This is a genomic window from Parabacteroides sp. 20_3 (assembly GCF_964238835.1).
Classification (GTDB): domain Bacteria; phylum Bacteroidota; class Bacteroidia; order Bacteroidales; family Tannerellaceae; genus Parabacteroides; species Parabacteroides distasonis.
This window is the reverse complement of record NZ_CAXSNO010000001.1, coordinates 794,532-814,700: the sequence shown is the minus strand read 5'-3', so window position 1 is coordinate 814,700 and position 20,169 is coordinate 794,532. Positions and strand designations below refer to the sequence as shown.

Genomic DNA, 20,169 nt, shown 5'->3' with positions numbered 1-20,169 from the left:
ATTAATCTGAGGAATTTAATATGAAAAGATATATCAAGAATTTCATGATGGCTATGATGGTCGGTGCTACTGTATTCGGTAGCTCGTGTACCGATTCGTTTGAGGAGGTCAATACAGACCCGGATAGCCCTACGGATGTGCCTACGACGAATCTTCTGGCGTATTCTTTATATTACACATCCTATCGTCTGTATGATCGGTGGTTCGCGATGGATGAGCCGATGACTTTCTGCGGATATGCTTCGAAGATGACTTATATCGACGAGTCCCGCTATAATTTCCGTACGGGTGTACAGGATACGAACTGGGAGTATTTGTATCGTATATTGAATAACCTAAAAGATATCGAGAAGCGTGCCACGTTTAATGAGACTCCTAATATGCTGAACGTATCGAAGGTTATGCAGGTTCATTTGATGCAGGTAGCCACGGATCGTTGGCGGGATGTCCCTTATACGGATGCCGCTAAGATGACAGATGGGGTCTTGCAGCCGAAATACGATAAGCAAGAGGATATTTATCCGGGCTTATTGGCTACATTGAAGGAAGCAGCGGATGGCTTTGCCGATGGTGGTAGTGATGACTTAGGCGAGGGAGACCTGTTATTCGGTGGTGATATCGAGAAGTGGCAGAGATATTGTAATTCTATGCGTCTTCGTTTAGCGATGCGTATCTCAGAGGTTTCCCCGGCGTTGGCTAAGGAGACCGTAGAGGAAGTCATGGGTAATCCCACTAAGTATCCGATCATGGAAAGCAACGATGATAATGCTTTCTTCTGGTGGATCGGAACAGACCCCAACTATTACGAACCGATGGCAGACGGTTATCGTACACGTAAGACGGAGTATTGTGCCGCAGACGTGATCGTGGATCATATGAATACACGTGAGGACCCTCGTCGCTCATCTTATTTCCAACCCACAAAAGAAAGTGTGGAGGCCGGTGAGCCTAAGTATGTCGGTTATACGATCGGGGCGAAAGCGAATGCGGTAGCTTCTAAATATTCCATTTGGGGAGCACGTTTCTTCACGGACTTGGCTGGTTTTTCTCCTTATATGCGTGTCGCTGAGCCTTGGTTCTGTGTCGCTGAGGCATCTATGTTGGGATGGAATACCGGAATCTCCGCAGAGGACGCATACAATAAGGCTGTTACCTATTCCATGGAAGAGAATAGCGTATCTGCCGAAGATATAGCGGATTACCTTGCGAACGCGGGTAAGTTCACGAATGATAAGAAACAGATTTATTATGAGGAATGGGTTGCCATGTTCAAGCAAGGAATGGAAGGTTGGTCATTGTATCGCCGTACAGGCGTGCCAGACAACTTGTATCCGGCTCCGGGCCGTCCGGCAAACTATTCTAATCATAACGTACCCCCGTTCCGCTCTCCGTATCCTGATAAGGAACGTAATTTGAACAATGCGAATTGCGCTCCGTTCGATGCGGAAGTCGTGGATAATTTGTGGGGTAAACAAATGTGGTGGGATACACGTACAGGCGTTCATTAACTACTAGTTAACATAGACATACCAAGTGCCTGTATACTATAGAGGGGCTGCTCGTGATGAGTGGTCCCTTTTTTTGTCATTATGCTGTCATTTTTAAATAAACTATGTACCTTTGTCCGGCTTATTTAGAAAAAAGATGGAAAAAGAAGGAATGATGGTGGTCGATATTAAGAATATCGTTACTCGTTTGCCGGAATTGCGGTTTACGGCACCCGTGAATTGGAGAATTGATGAAGGACAGCAATGGGCTGTAATCGGTCCGAATGGCGCTGGTAAAACCTTGATAGCGGATATTATGCAGCGTAAATTCGCTTTTAAGGAAGGTGAGGTCGTGTTCTCCGGGGATGGTAAGGTGAGTGACTTTATCAAGAGCATAGCGTTTAAGGATATTTATTCGTTGGCGGATTGCCGGAATTCTTATTACCAACAGCGTTGGCATTCGACAGAGACGGAGGAGATGCCTATTGTCGAGGAATTGTTGAAGGAATATGCCGGCTCTGATAATTTAGCGAAGATATTGACTCTTTTCGGTATAGAGGATTTATTGCCTAAGCGGTTGATCTTCTTATCAAGTGGTGAATTACGAAAATTCTTGATTGTCAGGACGTTGCTTAGCCGTCCTCGTGTCTTGATCTTGGATAATCCTTTTATCGGCTTAGACGCTCCTTCCCGGGATTTATTGGTAGAGATGCTAGGGCAAATGACAAAATTGAATGGTGTTCAAGTTGTCTTGTTATTATCTAACCCCAATGACATACCGGCAATGATCACGCATGTATTGCCTATCCATGATCGTACTTGCTTGCCTCCGCTGACTCGAGAGGAGTTTATGTCGGATACGGAATTAATCGCCCGTCTTTTTCCAACGGAAGGCATTCATGCATGCGAGGAAGTTGGTAAGGTTCGTTTACCTGTGGATATGAACAAGATAGCCTCTTTACATGAGGTGACTTTACGCATGGAACATGTGAAAATACGCTATGGTAGCCGTACGATCTTGAAAGATTTGGATTGGGAAATCAAGAACGGGGAGAAGTGGGCGTTATTCGGTCCGAATGGCGCTGGTAAATCTACCTTGCTGAGTTTGGTTTACGCGGATAATCCCCAGTCGTATGCGAATACGTTGTATTTGTTTGATAGAAAGAGAGGTTCCGGGGAAAGTATTTGGGATATCAAGAAGCGTATCGGATATGTATCGCCGGAGATGCACTTATATTATAAAGAGAATGTCCCTACCTTGAATATTGTCGGTTCCGGCTTTTTCGATTCGATCGGCTTGTTTCGTAAGTGTAATGCGGAGCAAGAAACGGTAGCCTTGGAGTGGATGAAAGTTTTTGGCATCGAACATTTGAAAGACCGTTTATTCTTGACCTTATCATCGGGAGAACAACGTTTGGCTTTATTAGCGAGAGCTTTCGTGAAAGATCCCGATTTAATTATATTAGATGAGCCTCTCCACGGTCTGGATGTGAGCAATAAGAAAAAGGCGGCTGCTATTATCGAGCAATTCTGCGATCGCCCGGGAAAAACCTTGATTTACGTAACCCATTACCCGCATGAATTACCTGCTTGCGTAGACAAGCGGTTCGAGCTAGTGAAGCATGCGTAAATTATCCTTATAAGGACTTGAAAAAAACATAGTTATGATTTTTCAAAAGATAAGTATGAATTGAAAAAATCATAACTATGAATTTATAAGGTCATTTAACGGCTACCACCCGCCCACCAGACCGGTTCGCTGTATACATATTGGCCATCGCCAACAGCTTCCTTGATATTGTTATTTGCTGTTGCGTCACCAGAGCCATAAATGAAGCGTAATGGGAATTTACCTTTATTTTTTAATGTGATAAAGTCTTCACCCGCCGCTTTTAATCTACGATAATCGTTATAAGCCTCGACAGCCTCACCTGATGCGCCAAAGAAAGCAAGATATTTCTGGATCATGGTTTCTTTCAGCGGGTTAGCCTCGAATAACGGTTTTACGTTCTTATCAAAATATTCAGCGGCAACCTCTTCTGTTAGATCGGCTTTTGCTGTAGCCCCTCCATAATTTAATAAATCCGGGCAATTGATCGTTGCTTGGATAGAACGATTCATGTTATTAAATGCTACTTGTATCGCCTCTTTTAGTATTGGTTCAGCCTCGTCTTTTTTATTCAATCGACAAAGAGCTTCTGCTTTCAGGAATAATAATTCATGATAACTTAGCATCATTGTCGGAGCTAAAGAAGAGCCATAAAATATGGAAGTGTCGTATGTGAATTGCACTTGTTCAGGCTTCCCGTTTGGTGCGGCGTTAACCTCTGAAGGATCTTCACGTTGTACCCAGTCCGGGTCCATAAAGGCACGTGTTCCCCTCGGATCGTTACGTTCTACAAACTTTTCCACTATACTTTGGCTAGCGGCTAGAGCATCACGAGTAAAGCAGAACCCAAATAGAGGATTGATATTGGTGACACCATCATAGAAATTAAATTTTAACTCTTCGCTTGAAGATTCAAACGATTTAGATATGCAATCTAGGACAGTGTTCAATGAAGCGGTCTTGTCCGATGCTCTATTTAAGAGATGCATTGTTAATCGGGCTTTTAAGGCGTAAGCCGCTTTTTTCCATTTACCTCCGTTGCCCCCATAAGCCAGATCATTTGTTCCTACCGCTCCCATGGCATCTGTACCATCGAAATTACTGATAGCGTCATCTATTAATTTAAAGATGTCACTGTAAATAGATTCTTGAGAGTCTATTTTAGGCTGCATGCTAATATTCATATCGCAAGCTTCTGTCCAAGGCACATCTCCAAATAAATCGGTAAGTACCGCTAGGTTATAGGCGGCGAAAAACTGTCCGATTCCTAGCGTGATTTGGTTACCTGCTTCTTCTCCTTCTCCGGAACACTTAGCTATTACTGTTTTAGCGTTCTTTAGGTTGGTATAGGTAGAAGACCATACATTGTTATAAGTATTTGTTGAAGATGGTTCTCCATTTCGAGTCTCGGCATTGAATAACTGATTATGAATACCTGCTTCTTGCTCAATATATACAGATGCATAAGTAGAGAAATCGCCTCCTACGGTGCTGAATGCGGTAGAAGTGATCAAGTCTGTTACAATAAATTTGGCTTGTACATCCTGTGCGTGATTTTTGTCTACATTAATATCGTCCATTACGCTATCTGTACAAGAAATCATAGGAACTGCCAGCAATGCCAGAGCCAATAATCCATGCGTTAACTTATATTTATTCATATGAGTAATCATTTTAGAATTTAACATTTAGACCAAAACCGTAACTAGAAGTTGTTGGTAATGAGAAACGTTCAAAAGAACCAGCCATATTCGTGTTTCCTTGAGTGGATTCCGGGTCTATGTTAGCAAGTTCGGACCAAACCAAGATATTTCTTGCGAAAACATTCAAGTTGACTTCTAACCATTTTTTCTGGAATACAGGATAACTAACAGCTAATTCTCTTAACTTAATAAACGAGCTATTATATACGGAAGATTCGTTGATATTATTGATCGTCTCATAATAATGTTGCATCTCGTTCGCTCCGGATATAGGTGTCGTGTTTTTGGAGCCGTCTTCCTTAACTCCTTCAACAATGAATGATCCTTCTCGATTTTCAGTGTTTTTACTTACACCATACATGTCAAGAAGACCATTTGTTCCACAATAAATCTGTCCTCCTTGCTTCCAATCGAATACAGCGCTAATATTGAATTTCCACAAACGTAAATTTGTATTGAAACCAAGGATAAAATCCGGAGAGACTTTACCGATTACATCATCTTTACCAGCCATGGGAACTCCATCCTCGTCGACAATCAAGTTACCGTTATCGTCTCTTGCGTAAGAGACTCCGTATATTACCGGGAATTTATCACCAATACCCGCACGTACTTGAGGAGTCGTAAATCCGCCCAAGAAGATACTTTCTACCCCGGGAGCCAATTCATCTACGTAATTATCTATCTTACTCCAGTTGATCCCGATATTCCAATCTACATTCTTCAAACGGATTGGATTGATATTCACCGTTAACTCATGAGCGTTCGTGTGAATCTTTCCTCCATTTGTCATAAAACTGCTTGATCCCGTGGATGATGCTAATGGTACTTCGAAAATTTGATCTTTTACATTTTGGCGAGAGTAAGTGTAATTAATCGATACCAAATTGTTGAAGAAACTAATATCCGCTCCTAGTTCATAAGAACGAGTATTTTGAGGTTTCAAATTGGGGTCATACACGATCCCATATTCTGTGAAAGCATTTTGACTATCGATAGGATACATCAAAGGTGTCCCGCTATAAAATCCTCCACCAAAAGAAGGAGTCGTATAGTAGTTCTGATAGTATTTCCCGGCTTGTCCAACCTCAGCGTACGAAGCACGGATTTTCGCGTAATTTACGATTTCGTTCTTTAAAGGTTCTAATTCTGTCAATATCCAGCCTACCGATACGGAAGGGTAGAAAAATGAGCGGTTGCCTGCCGGCATTGTAGATACATAGTCATTACGGCCCGTAACATTTAAATATAACATATTCTTATACGAAGCAGAAAGACTGCCAAAGAAACCTACTGTACGTTGGCTGCTCTGTTTTTCTTCATTATCTTTAGTTACGGTGTTATTGATGTGATTCCATCCCGGGAAATTATATGTACCACCATATTGCCAGTAATATTTATTATTGTCTTGTACGATCTCATTACCCAGTAAGGCATCAAAGTCCCAAGCTTCGGAGATCTTCCATGCGTAAGTCGCGGTTAATAGAGAGTTGAACGTCGTTGTTGTCCATCCCGAGTTTTCTATCTGTCCTTTTCCGTTCGCATGTCCATATCCCCAAATATCTTGATAATGGGTAGTATAAGCATCTACACCCATTTGATATTTTACATCTAACTTATGATTTTCGGTATTGAATTTTGTACCGAAGTTTACATATGCGTTACCAAAGAAACGATTGGTCTTTTCTGTAAATTCATTGTTGTTGACAGACCAATAGGCAGCGTCGAATCCTCCTGTACCGCGATACGTATTTTGTTGGTATAAATTATTGGCATAATGGGATGGTATACCTGCTAAATCATAATGAGCGGGTGCGGGATATACGGTCGCCACGATACCGTCATTAGCTCCGGTAGATTTTTGGATTTTTGAATTCACGAAGTTTCCGGAAAAACCGGTAGTCCAATGCTCTTCCAATCGGGATTCCGCTGTTAATTTTACATTGTAACGATCCATACCTGTAGTAGGGACTATACCATCTTGGGTAGTACTACCCAAAGAAAAGGAATAAGAGCCTCTATCCAATGCTTGTGCGACATTTAATGAATTGTTCCAAGTCGTACCTAAATCAAAGAACTCTCCTATATTATCATAAATTTGTGGAGTAGTCCATGGATCCATTCCTGCATTGGCACGTTGAGGAACGTAATACATACCTTCATGTTTGCCCGATTGCTTGGTGTATGTATTATCTGTATTTCCTCCGTAGGTAGGATCATTGGGTAATTCTGAGATTTTAGGTCCCCAGCTAGTTGAAGCGTTAGGATTGAATTTACCGTTACTACCTTGAGCGTATATATTCTGAAGATGAGGTTTTCTGGAAATCTTGTCAAAACTCAAGTTAGAAGAAAATGATACTTGTGGTTTCCCTTTTTTTGCCCCTTTACCACTTTTTGTTGTAATAACGATTACACCATTAGAGGCACGGATACCATACAAGGCGGAAGCTGCTTGTCCTTTCAGGATGTTAATGCTCTCGATATCGTTAGGATCGATATCGACTGCTCGGTTCGCATAATCTGCTCCGCTAACGCTATCGTAAGTACTCATGTCTGCGGCAGAAGAAATAGGCATGCCATCTACAACATATAGAGGAGAGTTATCCCCTGTAAATGAACGGGCTCCACGAATCGTTATCTGAGAAGAAGCACCGGGCATACCGCTAGATGGTTTAATCTCTAATCCGGAGACTTTTCCTTGTAAGGCTCCCGATAGGCTGGAGTTTGCCGCTTGCGTTAACTCATCAGACTTTATATCTTGTACCGCATAACCTAAAGCTTTTTTCTCTTTGGAGATACCCATGGCTGTAATAACGACTTCACTTAGGTTCTGTGCCCCTGATTGTAGCTCCACTTTCATTACAGGCTCGATAGGAACTTCTTTCGCCACCATTCCCACATAAGAGAATACCAGAGTCTTCGCGGAACCTATGAACAATATGTTATTTTTTATTATTACTTAGTTTTCGCGGAACCTCGTTATAGTCTGAAAATCATGATGTACGCAGGAATCGTTCGCTGTTATTTTATGTATATTTTTATCTCTCAAAGTGTTAAATATGTAATTCTTTATACTTGATGTAAGCCGTAATCTCTTGTGTATATATTATAATATTTAAATTAGGGGCTAAAAAAGTCTCCAAATTTTCTACCCCGTTTATCTTTTCTTATTATTTTATTGAAATTTTTTAATTATTTATTTGTTATAATAAATTTATTGTTACATTTGCATTTGTCCGAACCTTAATTTCCATGTTGCTATAAATCTATTGCGAATTAATTATATGTAAGTTAAACAAAAAAAGAGTGTGTCTATGAAGAAGTTGACTTATCTTTTACTTTGCCTAGTTTTAGGCATTGGATTGGCCACAGCTCAGACGAGGAAAGTAACAGGAACTGTTATTTCCGCCGAAGACAGTGAACCGATTATTGGTGCGTCTGTAATAGTCAAAGGTACTACTACAGGAACAGTAACGGATTTTGATGGTGCGTTCAGTTTGGATGTACCAAGTTCCGCGAAGACTCTGGTAATTTCTTATGTGGGCATGATTGTTCGTGAGGTTCCGGTACAAGATGTGTTGAGGGTAGTCCTTCAGTCTGGTACCCAGAATCTTGAGGAGGTTGTCGTAACTGCGATTGGTATGAAAAAGCAGGAAAAGGCGTTGGGCTATGCAGCCTCTACTGTGAAGAGTGAAGATTTGAATGCCGCTAAGTCTGGATCAGTGATGTCAGGCTTGACTGGTAAGGTTGCGGGTTTGAATATTACTAGCGGTGGTGCTACAGGCTCTTCTCAGAAAGTAATCGTGCGTGGTATCAGTTCTTTCAGTGCTAATCAACCTTTGTATGTGGTGGATGGTGTGCCTATTATGAATGATTTCCAAGGTGAGGATTCTTTCTCTAACTCCGTGGATTTTGGTAACCAAGCTAATGACATTAACCCAGAGGATGTTGAGTCTGTAACAGTCTTGAAGGGTGCTTCCGCTACTGCCCTTTATGGTAGCCGGGCTGCTAATGGTGTTATCATGGTGACAACAAAACGGGCTGGGGCTGAGAAGCTTTCTGTTACGTACGATGGCTCATTTATGGGATCTAGCGTATTGCGTGTTCCTCAAACACAAGATCGTTTCGGACAAGGATGGGGATCTTTCGGACCTATGGAGAATGGTTCTTGGGGACCGGTTTTGGATGGTCGTGATCATATCTGGGGACCTTACTCAGACGGCTCAGAAGGTTTATTAACTCCGCTTTCTAAGCCTTTCTCGTATGTAAAGAACAATCTTCGTGATTTTTATGAAACTGGTTTTGAGACGAATAATAACGTCTCGATTCGTATGGGTAATGATAAACTTGGTTTTGTTGCCTCCTATGGTAATGTGAAGTCTGACGGTGTATTACCGGGTGACGCTGATTCATATGCTCGTAATACAATCTCGTTAAGAGGTAATATGAAATATAAACGTTTTTCTGCGGAATTAAACTTGAACTATGTCCGTAAAGATATCACACAAGCTGCTGCTGGCCAAGGAGATGATGGTGCAACGATGTTTTCTGAGATTTTGCAACATGCCGTGGATGTAGATATTAGCTCAATGAAAGATTATACGAATCCTTATTTTAATACGGATAACTTCTATACAGCTTATGCGGAGAATCCATATTGGGTGTTAGATCATAATCGTAATAAATATCAAGACGACCGTGTCTATGGTAAGATCGAGCTTGCTTTTGAGATTATGAAAGGTTTGAAGGCAGTTGGACGTTTAGGTGGTGACTTTACGAACGCTACTCAAAAGAGATGGAATGAAAAAGTGACTTTCGCTTCAGGGTCTTGGAGTGAATTAGGTGGTAAGAAGCAGCAGCCCGGTACTTATACGGAACGTCGTGACAAGGTGGAGCAAATTGATGCGACCGCTTTCTTAAACGCGGATTATAAAATCGGTGAGGATATCGCTTTGAATGGTATGATTGGATGGAACTTGAATCAACAAACGAGTTCTTATTTGAAATCTTATCTGTATGGTTTGGAGCAACCGGGATGGTTTAACCTAGCGAATGGTGTTGATAAGCCCATGACTACGACTTACTCTGATAGACGCCGTTTGGTTGGTTTGTTCGCTCAAGGTGAGTTTGGTTACAAGAATTTCTGGTTTGTGAATGCTTCTATTCGTAACGACTGGTCATCTACTTTACCTCAAGGAAATAATAGCTTTTTCTATGGTGGCGTGAATACTTCATTGATCATCACGGATATGTTTGAGGATTTGAAATCTGATTATCTGAATTTCTTGAAGGTTCGTGCAGCTTGGGGACAGACTGGTAACGATGCCCCGATTTACCGTACTAGCAGTTATTTTACACCGACTCAAATCAGTTTAGGTTTTGGAGATTTATATTTACCTATTAATAATACATTAGGCTTGACAGAGTATAATCGTTTGCCGAGTATGGATCTTCGTCCGGAGATCACGACAGAATGGGAGTTCGGTTTAACAACGCATCTGTTTAACAATCGCTTGGATATTGATGCTGCTTATTATAATAAGAGTACGAAAGATCAGATAATATCTGCTAGTCTGGCTCCGGAGTCTCGCTATACGTCTATGACCCGCAACGTAGGTAAGATTGCGAATCAAGGTGTCGAGTTGGCAGTGAATGGCATTCCTGTTCGTACGAAAGATTTCGAGTGGGGATTAGGTTTTACTTTCAGTAAGAACTGGAGTGAGGTGAAAGAGTTATGGGATGATGTAACTGAGTATAAATTGACAAGTTCCTATCAAGTGGATTTCGTTGCGGAAGTAGGTCAGCCTTTGGGCGTTTTCAAGGTTCCGGCTTTGGCCACGACCGATGATGGTAAGGTGATCGTTGATAATAACGGTATGCCGACAATTGATGCTAGCAAGAAAGAGATCGTAGGAACGTCTACTCCTAATTTCTTGATGGGCTTTAATACGCATTTCACATGGAAAGGGATTACTTTATCAGCGGTATTAGATTGGCGTAATGGCGGTGAGTTCTATTCATATACCTCTCAATTGCTTACATTTGCCGGAAACTCTACTTATACGGTGTTTAATAATCGTGAACCATTTGTGGTTCCTAATTCCGTGAAAGTCGTAAATGGTCAATACGTAGAGAATGATATACCTATCGTACATTGGGGAGGTGCTTCTAGCGCTGTTAATACCTACTATAATAACGCCTCCAACTACGCTCAGTATAGAAATTGGATTTTACCTAAAGATTACTTGAAATTAAGAGAGATTACACTTTCTTACTCTTTGCCGAAAGCATGGTTGAAACAAACCCCATTCTCTATGGTTCAAGTTAGTTTGATCGGACGTAATTTATTTATGTGGACCCCGAAAAAGAACAACTACGTAGATCCGGAAGGTACGAATTATGGTAATGACATCTTGTCTGAAATTGGTGAATTTGGTGCGGCTCCGACAAACCGTACGTTTGGTGGTGGTATTAAAGTCGTATTATAATAAGTAACTTTAAAAAGTAAAGATAGTATGAAAAGAAACAATTTAATATATACAGGACTGGTTAGCTGCTTGTTGATGGCGACTACAGCTTGTTCCGATTATTTGGATATTAACCAGAATCCGGAATATCCAACGGAAGCCTCTTCTTCTACTTTGCTTCCTTCTGGTATCGCAGGAGTAGCAAGTATTGTAGGTGGTACTTACGAATTATATGGTAGCATGTGGTCTCAGCAATGTACGCAGGGACATACATCCAACCAGTATAATACATTGGTTAACTATACGATAACTAACGCATCCGATTCTCGTTTGTGGTCTATACCTTATTCAATAGCACTGCCAGACTTGGATTTGGTTATCAAAAGCTCTGAATCGGCTCAAGAATGGAATTATTGGGTAATGGGTAAGACTATGACTGCCTTTATGTATCATATCCTAGTGGACTCTTATGGCTCTATTCCTTTTACAGAAGCTATCCTTGGAAATGAGAATACTACACCAAAGTATGATGACAGTAAGACTGTGGTTTATCCGGGATTATTAGCGATGTTGGATGAGATTATCGCTAAAAAGGCGGAGGCTACCGCAGGTGGTTTGCCTTCGGTTACAAAACAAGACTTGGTGTTCGCTGGTGACGTGAATAAGTGGATTCAATTTGCGAAGAGTTTAAAGCTAAAATTGTTGATGCGTGATTTCGATACGAATAAAGCTGCTATCAAGGCATTGCTCGACGAAGGAGATTTGCTGAGTGTAGACGCTAAGATGGACTGTTTTCAAGATTTGGAAAATAAATCAAATCCATTGTATGAGAATGACCGTCGTAAATTGAATTCAACTGTAAATATTCGTGCGTGCGCTACGGTTTGCGATTATTTGAAAAAATATGAGGATCCTCGTTTAAATGATTTTTATTCACCTAATACGGATGGCTCCGGCGAGACAACAGCTTTGAAGTATGGTGACCGCCCAAACTCGGTAGCGGTAACAACTCGTATGATCTCTGTGGCTAAGCTAGGTCCTACGGATCCTGTTTATTTTATGTCTGCTGCTGAGGTAGCGTTCCTGCAAGCGGAAGCTTACGCTCGTTTGAATGATGTGGCTAAAGCGAAAGTGGCTTATGAACAAGGTGTGAACTATGCGTTTGAACGTTGGGGATATTCTGCTGCCGAGTTTATTTCGGAAGGTGCTCCTTATGCTTTCGATAGTACGGACCAAAATTCAATGCTTACCTCTATTTTGACCCAGAAGTGGATCGCTTCCACTCGTTGTCAAGCATGGGACGCATGGTTTGATATCAATCGTACCGGTATTCCTGTTTTAGGGACAAAGCATGTGGATGAGGAAGGATATATTTGGGGGCAGTTGACTCCTTGCATTGGTTCTGCGTTGGCTCCGGGTGAATATCCTCGTCGTTTATTGTATCCGAAGTCATCTTCAGACTATAACCCTAATACTCCGGCGGTAGTTCCGTTAGCGGAAAAACAATGGTGGCATAAATAAATGGGTGTTATAAATGTATATTAATCAGAAAAGCTTTTTGAATATGAAACAGATAAATAAATTACTGGTTATCTTATTGGCGTTGGTCACCTTTTCTTCTTGTGAGACCTATGGTGATTACGAGATAGAATACACGGCCATTTATCCTTTATGTGGCGAATGGGTAGTTAATGTTACAGGTGAGGATGGTGGTGTCTTGGCGGAAGGTGTGACCTGCAATACTTACAATACGACTGATGATGCCACGGATAAGATGTGGATAAAAATGAGTGTTGCCACAAACGACTGGGGAGTACGTGGCAAGATTCATTGCGATGTAGCTTCTAAATCTTTTGATGGGGATGGTATCGCTAATCTGCTCCATGCGGATGATGGTATAAATTCTACTGTAACCTTCAATATCTCTGGTAAAGTAATTGTGGATGGTTATACTACTCAAGCCAATACAAAAGTGGATGCCATTGAATTTACCTTGACTCAAAATGGAAAGTCGATGACGGTTAAAGGATTCCGTAAAACAGGTTGGGAAGGTGAAGATTATTGATATGATTTAATATCTTGAAAAGTAGGAGAGGCCTGCCATGTATTTGGCAGGCCCTTTTTATTTACTTTGATATATGGTTTTTTATTAGTTGGTAATCCGTGATAACAAACTTTTAGTTTGTAGATTGTGCTACAAAGAACTTATTATTGTTCCTTCGTGTTTACAATCAGATAATATATAAATGTATCATGGAAAAAGTAATTTACAACTTAGTGTTTAATCGAAAAAAGCAATTGAATGCGGAAGGAAAAGCTTTGATTCAAGTAGAGGCCTATTTGAATAGGCAAAAGAGGTATTTTTCAACGAAGGTTTATGTGAAACCTTGTCAATGGGACAACAAGAGACGTTCCATAAAGAATCATCCGAATATGGATGCGTTAAACCTGTATCTTCAGAACTATGTTATGGAGTTGGAGAGAGATGAGCTGGAGAAGAGACAAGCGAATAACGGTTTTTCGTTGAAGGATCTGCGTGAGGAGACCTCTTCGATATCTACGTCTTCCTCTTTTCTTGTTTTCATGCGTGAGGAGATTTTACATAGTAATTTAAAAGAATCGACGTTAAAAAACCATTTGTCCACTTTGCATGTTCTATCCTTATACAAGAAGGACGTTCTGTTTAAGGATATTAATTTCAATTTCTTTTGCGATTTTGAATATTTTTTATTGAAGCAGGAGTATCATCGAAATACGATCGCTAAACATATGAAGCATTTGAAACGATATATCAACTTGGCGATTAATAAGGAGTTGTTCGAGTTGCACAAATATCCATTTCGGAAATATAAGATTAAATATCAAGAGAGTAAGCGTACTCATTTAACGCCTGAGGAGTTAGGTCGTTTGGAAAACTTAAAGCTGGATGGGCAGCGTACATTGCGCCGGTGTCTGGATATGTTTTTATTTAGTTGCTACACGGGATTACGTTTCTCAGACATAGTAAGTATAACGAAAGAGAACTTTTTGATTATTGATGATAAGGTTTGGCTGGTTTATTCATCGGTGAAGACAGACGTGAGTGTCCGTTTGCCGCTATTTCTCTTGTTCGAGGGTAAATCTTTACCTATCTATGAGCGATATAAGAATGCGCCGAGAACCCTGTTTGGTGTTCCCTTATCCTCTAATTCAAACGTGAATAAGCAATTACGCCGAATCAGCCAATTGGCAAGTATTGATAAGAAGGTATCTTTTCATACGGCTCGGCATACAAATGCTACCTTATTATTATATAATGGAGCGAATATAACTACGGTACAAAAGTTGTTAGGGCATAAAAGTGTTCGTACTACCGAGATCTATAGCAATATCATGGATATGACGATTGTCCGCGATCTTGAGAAGATTGAGACACGATTGAAGTTCGGCTAGAATGTGGATTTATAAGAAAGGAGAAAAATATCATTAAGATATTCTTCCCCTTTTTTGAATGTTGTCACTCGTTATGCTTTTATATCTTGATTAGCGAGTTCCGCCAGCCCACCATACGTTTTCGGTAAACACATACTGACCATCACCATAAGCAGCTTGTATATTAGGATTAGTCGTAGTATCATCGTTACCATACGGACATCTTAACGGGAACTTACCCGGATTTTGCAAGCCATAAATATCCTCACCCAAGCTCTTCAAACGACGTACGTCATTATAGCACTCGGTAGACTCTCCATCCGCGTTCCAGAAAGAAATATATTTCTGAATCATCGTCTCTTTCAAAGGATTAGCATCGAATAAGGGAGCGACATTCTCATCAAAGTAAGAAGCGGCCTCCTCCGGTGTCACCTCGTTTGTTACATTCAAGAAACCTCCCCAATAATCAGAAGCGAGGGCAGACTTGATATTAACCTCCATATTAGCCATACCTGCGACAACAGCCTCTTTCAACACTGCTTTTGCCTCATCCTTACGATTTAAACGACACAAAGCCTCTGCCTTTAAGAACAATACCTCATGATAACTTAAGATGTGAGTCGGAGCGGTTTGAGCTGCACAGAACATGGAAACAGTATATTCTAACTGACTTTGCACTAAATCACCATTATGAGCAAGATTCAATAATGGATCATCCTTAGAAGCAATCATCGTTTGGCTGTTAGCCTCCACATAGCAACGTCTGATACGCGGATCATTACGCTCATTCAATTTATCAAACATACTTCGGCTGGCTACTTCACCTAAACGAGAATAGAATACTCCGAAAAATGGGTTGATATTAACACCCACACCATACATAGCATAGCTACATTGCTCGGCTGCCGAGGTGTACGACTTGGAAATATAATCCAACACCTTTTCCATATCGCCCTTAACATCAGCGCTACGTCCCATCAAGCGCATCGTATAACGAGCCTTCAAGCCATAAGCTGTCTTTAGCCAAGCCGAAGCGTCACCTTTATAAATCAAATCTTGATTAGACAGGCTCGTCAGATCTGATTTCTGAAGATCTTCAATTGCGGCATCCACATAGGCCATGATATCCTTATAAATCTCCTCTTGTTTATCGATAGCGGGAGTCATAGATACTGTATAGTCACAAGCCTCTTTCCAAGGTGTATCACCATACATATCTGTCAAGATCGCCAAATTGTAAGCCACGAAAAGTTCCGCAATGCCTTTTGTTATGAAGTTCTGCTCTTCTTCTGCGACTTTGACAGAGATCAAAGCATCTTTCAGTGTCGAATAGGTTCCCCCCCATGAGTTATTAAAGGTAGAAGCCGATGTACAAGAAGAACGGGTTTCCGCATAGTAGAATTGATTATGCGAACCTGTCTCATGTTCCACATACATACCACCATATAAATTGAAATCGCCGCTAACCACGCTAAACGCAGTCGAAGTCATGACATCCGTAAGGATCATCTTTGCGGGAACTGCTGTGGTATGATTATGATCTTTGTTGATCTCATCCATCTTATCCTCAGAGCAAGAGACCAAGGCTGCGGTGAAAACAACTCCCGTCAATAATTTTTTTGAGATATTTTGAAGTTTCATCTTTTGTTTCCTTTATTAGAATTTCACATTTAAACCGAAGCCATAGCTCGAAGCACCCGGCATAGAAAAGCGCTCGAAGCCACCGCCCATATTATTATTACCTTGAGAAGCCTCAGGATCCAAACCTTTCAACTCAGACCAAAGAATGATATTTCTGGCAAAAACATTTAAGTTCACGTTGATTCCATTCTTATCCCATACCGGATAACTAACGGACAACTCACGTAGTTTCAAGAAACCACTGTCATAGATACCAGCTTCGGAAATAAGCGTCATGCGGTCATAATATGATAAAGCGTCTTCGCCTTTGATATCTATGTCATTAGCTACATAGGAACCATCTTCCAACTGCTTTACAGCCGGATGACTAAAACGGAAAGTCTCGGCCGTACGACTTTCAACAGACTCCATACTTGTACCATAATAGTTCAACGTGTTCAATGTACCGCTATACATCTGTCCACCACATTTCCAATCGAACGTAGCGCCGATACGGAATTTGTAAATCTCAAAATTAGTATTAAAACCCAAGAGGAAATCCGGGGAAACCTTACCGATCACACCCTCACTACCGATCTGAGGCAAGCCATCTTCGTCTACGACAATATCACCGTTGTCATTACGCAAGAAAGTCGTACCATAGATTACAGGGAATTTATCGCCAATATTCGCACGTACCTGCGGATCAACGAAACCTCCCAAGAAAATACTCTCTACACCCGGAGCCAGCTCATCTACGTAGTTATCGATCTTAGAGAAGTTAAATGCCATATCCCATTTAAAATTCTTCGTATTGATCGGATTGATTCCCAAAGTAATCTCATGAGCGTTCGTATGGATAGCGCCACCATTGGTTACTAATTCTGCAGAGCCTGTAGAACCAGCCAAAGGAACCTCAAATATCTGATCCTTCACATTCTGCCGAGAGAAGGTATAGTTCAATGAGAAAAGACCATTCAAGAAGGTCAAATCCACACCTAACTCATAAGACTTCGTGTTCTGAGGTTTCAAATTCGGATCATACACACGAGCATATGGAGTGAACGCCGTAATTCCACTCATAGGATATTGTATAGGCGTAGAACCATAAAAACCACCACCGTAAACAGGTGTAGTATAATAAGAATCATAATAATCTCCAGCCTGTCCTACTTCGGCGTAAGAAGCACGTAATTTACCATAAGTCAAGACATTATTCTTCAATGGTTCTAATTCTGTGAAAATCCAGCCCAAGGAAACAGATGGATAAGTGAATGAGCGGTTGTTACGAGGCATATTAGATACGATATCGTTACGAACAGTTGCGTTGAAGTAAACCATGTTAGCGTAAGACAATGAAATGCTAGCAAAGTTACCAACTGTGCGTTTCCGGCGTAATGACTCGGATGCTACCATAGTTGTAGCATTATCTATATGATTCCAACCCGGGAAGTTATAGTTCGCTCCATAAGACTCGTAAAATTTCCGCTGATTCTCTACCAATTCATTACCAACAAGGGCATCGAACAACCAATCTTCATTGATATTCCAAGTATATGCAGCGGTCAACAAAGAGTTCAACTCCGTGATTGAATATCCATAGTGATCAATCTCTCCATAACCATTTGCATGTCCATAACCCCAAGAATCCGTATAATTAGTCGTATAAGAGTCCACACCCAACTGATACTTGACATCCAATTTGTGATTATCGGTATTGAACTTCGTAGAATATTTCAAATAAGTATTTCCAAAGAAACGTTGTGAACGTTCCAAGAACTCGTTGTTATCTACCGCCCAATAAGCTCCGTCAAAACCTGATGTGCTACGGAATGTATTTTGTGTATACGGGTCACCCTCAACATGACTTGGGATACCGGCTAAATCGTAGCTAGAAGGAGCTCCGTAAACAGTAGCTAAGATTCCATTATTGGCACTAGACTGCTTGCTGATCTTCGAATTTACATAGGTACCGTTAAATCCAGTAGACCAGTTCTTGTGTAATTGAGCTTCGGCACTCATTTTTGCGTTGTATCGGTCCATGCCTGTATTTGGAATAATACCATCTTGCGTAGTATTACCGATCGAGAAGGAATAGTTACCTTTATCAAAAGCTTGAGCTACATTCACGGAGTTACTCCATGTCGTACCCACGTTGAAGAAATCCTTGATATTGTCGTAAGCTTGTGGTTGAGCCCAAGGGTCTAATCCCGCAGCGGCCCGCTGAGGTACATAATACATACCTTCATGCTTACCATATTGCTTGGTAAACTCATTATCCGTATTTCCTCCATAAGTCGGATCGTTAGGCAATTCGCTGATTAGTGGTCCCCAAGAAGTTGAAGCATACGGGCTATACTTGCCATTTGTACCCTGCGCATACACTTTTTGGTATTCAGGCATCGTTGAAACCTTATCAAAAGATAAGCTGGTATTAAAAGCGACCTGAGGTTTACCTTTACGGGCTCCCTTTCCACTTTTGGTCGTAATGACAATTACTCCATTTGTTGCACGCATACCATACAAGGCAGATGCGGCCTGTCCCTTTAATATATTAATGCTTTCAATATCGTTTGGATCGATATCCACCGCACGAGATGCAAAGTCCGTACCGGAAACAGAACTACCGGTGTCCACATCAGCCGTTGAAGCGACAGGCATACCGTCAATCACATACAAAGGAGTATTATCCCCTGTAAAAGATCTGGAACCACGAATCGTGATCTTAGAAGAGGCACCCGGCATACCGGAAGAAGGAGAGATCTCCACTCCAGAAACCTTACCTTGTAATGCGCCAGACAAACTAGTATTAGCTCCTTTCGTCAACTCATCCGCTTTCACATCTTGAACCGCATAACCTAAAGCTTTCTTTTCCTTTGAGATACCCATAGCCGTAACCACGACCTCATCCAAGTTCTGGGTATCGGCTAATAGTTTTACATTTACATTAGAAGTGGCCGCAACTTCTTGAGATTTCATACCGATGTATGAAATAACCAATTGTTTACCATTCGCAGGTACTTCTAGTTCAAAGTTTCCATCAAAATCCGTGACTGTTCCCACGGTTGTCCCTTTTACGATAATAGAGGCACCGATCACCGGCTCTCCATCTTCCCCAATTACCTTACCGGTAACCTTCGAGGTCTGTGCTGAAACCACACCTGCACTCAATGCAAGAAATAGTAGCACAGAAGTCAACTTTTTCTTCATAAACACACTTATTTATTAACTATATACTTAAAAATGTTTTCTCTGCATTTTAATGGTTGATTAACTAAGTTCATACAGAACTACTCCATTTTATGTTTTACGACATACCTATTAAATGAAAAACGGTTGCAAAACTATAAATTATACTTGAAAAAAACAACAAATTATTATTATTGTGATATATTTCCTTTGTTTTCTTAATTGTTAAATCTGTCAATTTGCAATATAACCACTGTCTAAATCGACTCAGGTAACATGATCGTATCACAAATCAATGAGTTATCACTGCCGATAGTTTCTTTTTGACAAATAAAAAAATTATTTTTATCTTAATTTTATCGTAACAAATAGTGAGCTTACTCTTTATAGGCATGATATTGGACTTGATATCAACTTATTCTGGATATTTTATAGCATATAGCTTATCACTAAAAATATTTACAACTTTATTTTATGTAGATATTTGTGAAAAACGGCTGGCTTTTCTTATCCTCCCAATATGGCTGATAAACAATATCTCTCAAATCCAATATATTTATTACAGAATTTTAATAGATCTAAACTTATATGATAATTTTTTTTTCATATGACTACACTAAATAAAATATTGAAAATTGGTAGTTCTGTATGAACTATAGTCCACGAAAGCTTAATTGAATTTC

At 40.7% G+C, this 20,169-nt stretch carries 10 protein-coding genes; 6 read left to right on the top strand and 4 right to left on the bottom strand.

What is annotated here, in order from left to right:
* Positions 1-20: 20 nt before the first annotated feature.
* Positions 21-1,508, top strand: a complete 1,488-nt coding sequence (locus ACESPU_RS03425; RefSeq protein WP_057327194.1) for a SusD/RagB family nutrient-binding outer membrane lipoprotein — start codon at positions 21-23, stop codon at positions 1,506-1,508.
* A gap of 136 nt (positions 1,509-1,644) precedes the next feature.
* Complete coding sequence (locus ACESPU_RS03420; RefSeq protein WP_122115020.1) at positions 1,645-3,117, top strand: ATP-binding cassette domain-containing protein; 1,473 nt, start codon at positions 1,645-1,647, stop codon at positions 3,115-3,117.
* 95 nt (positions 3,118-3,212) lie between these two features.
* On the opposite strand, the gene ACESPU_RS03415 is transcribed toward ACESPU_RS03420, so the two are convergent.
* A complete protein-coding gene (locus ACESPU_RS03415) occupies positions 3,213-4,757 on the bottom strand; it encodes a SusD/RagB family nutrient-binding outer membrane lipoprotein (protein WP_005865336.1) in 1,545 nt (514 codons plus the stop codon).
* A 13-nt stretch (positions 4,758-4,770) separates the two neighbouring features.
* Entirely contained in the window at positions 4,771-7,713 is a 2,943-nt protein-coding gene (locus tag ACESPU_RS03410; protein WP_087880993.1) for a SusC/RagA family TonB-linked outer membrane protein, read from the bottom strand.
* Positions 7,714-8,113: 400 nt separating this feature from the next.
* Between ACESPU_RS03410 and ACESPU_RS03405 the strand changes: the two genes are divergently transcribed.
* From ACESPU_RS03405 to ACESPU_RS03390, 4 genes are all read left to right on the top strand, one after another.
* Positions 8,114-11,287 carry a SusC/RagA family TonB-linked outer membrane protein gene (locus ACESPU_RS03405; RefSeq protein ID WP_057327196.1) on the top strand — a complete coding sequence of 1,058 codons (3,174 nt, stop codon included), beginning with the start codon at positions 8,114-8,116 and terminating at the stop codon, positions 11,285-11,287.
* 27 nt (positions 11,288-11,314) lie between these two features.
* A complete protein-coding gene (locus tag ACESPU_RS03400) occupies positions 11,315-12,787 on the top strand; it encodes a SusD/RagB family nutrient-binding outer membrane lipoprotein (RefSeq protein WP_005865342.1) in 1,473 nt (490 codons plus the stop codon).
* Positions 12,788-12,830: 43 nt separating this feature from the next.
* The gene (locus tag ACESPU_RS03395) at positions 12,831-13,331 is read left to right on the top strand and encodes a lipid-binding protein (protein WP_008771702.1); all 501 of its coding nucleotides are present in this window, start codon (positions 12,831-12,833) and stop codon (positions 13,329-13,331) included.
* A 188-nt stretch (positions 13,332-13,519) separates the two neighbouring features.
* Positions 13,520-14,698: a site-specific integrase gene (locus ACESPU_RS03390; RefSeq protein ID WP_373133128.1), complete on the top strand. Its 1,179-nt coding sequence runs from the start codon at positions 13,520-13,522 to the stop codon at positions 14,696-14,698.
* A 90-nt stretch (positions 14,699-14,788) separates the two neighbouring features.
* On the opposite strand, the gene ACESPU_RS03385 is transcribed toward ACESPU_RS03390, so the two are convergent.
* The gene (locus ACESPU_RS03385; RefSeq protein WP_005865349.1) at positions 14,789-16,318 is read right to left on the bottom strand and encodes a SusD/RagB family nutrient-binding outer membrane lipoprotein; all 1,530 of its coding nucleotides are present in this window, start codon (positions 16,316-16,318) and stop codon (positions 14,789-14,791) included.
* A gap of 15 nt (positions 16,319-16,333) precedes the next feature.
* Positions 16,334-19,507, bottom strand: coding sequence for a SusC/RagA family TonB-linked outer membrane protein (locus ACESPU_RS03380; RefSeq protein WP_057327139.1), 3,174 nt, complete (start codon positions 19,505-19,507; stop codon positions 16,334-16,336).
* Positions 19,508-20,169: the final 662 nt, after the last annotated feature.

Bases quoted from the DNA above. Each gene is read 5' to 3' on its own strand.
- ACESPU_RS03425 (WP_057327194.1), top strand. From the start codon at position 21: ATGAAAAGATATATCAAGAATTTCATGATGGCTATGATGGTCGGTGCT.
- ACESPU_RS03420 (WP_122115020.1), top strand. From the start codon at position 1,645: ATGGAAAAAGAAGGAATGATGGTGGTCGATATTAAGAATATCGTTACT.
- ACESPU_RS03415 (WP_005865336.1), bottom strand. From the start codon at position 4,757: ATGAATAAATATAAGTTAACGCATGGATTATTGGCTCTGGCATTGCTG.
- ACESPU_RS03405 (WP_057327196.1), top strand. From the start codon at position 8,114: ATGAAGAAGTTGACTTATCTTTTACTTTGCCTAGTTTTAGGCATTGGA.
- ACESPU_RS03400 (WP_005865342.1), top strand. From the start codon at position 11,315: ATGAAAAGAAACAATTTAATATATACAGGACTGGTTAGCTGCTTGTTG.
- ACESPU_RS03395 (WP_008771702.1), top strand. From the start codon at position 12,831: ATGAAACAGATAAATAAATTACTGGTTATCTTATTGGCGTTGGTCACC.
- ACESPU_RS03390 (WP_373133128.1), top strand. From the start codon at position 13,520: ATGGAAAAAGTAATTTACAACTTAGTGTTTAATCGAAAAAAGCAATTG.
- ACESPU_RS03385 (WP_005865349.1), bottom strand. From the start codon at position 16,318: ATGAAACTTCAAAATATCTCAAAAAAATTATTGACGGGAGTTGTTTTC.
- ACESPU_RS03380 (WP_057327139.1), bottom strand. From the start codon at position 19,507: ATGAAGAAAAAGTTGACTTCTGTGCTACTATTTCTTGCATTGAGTGCA.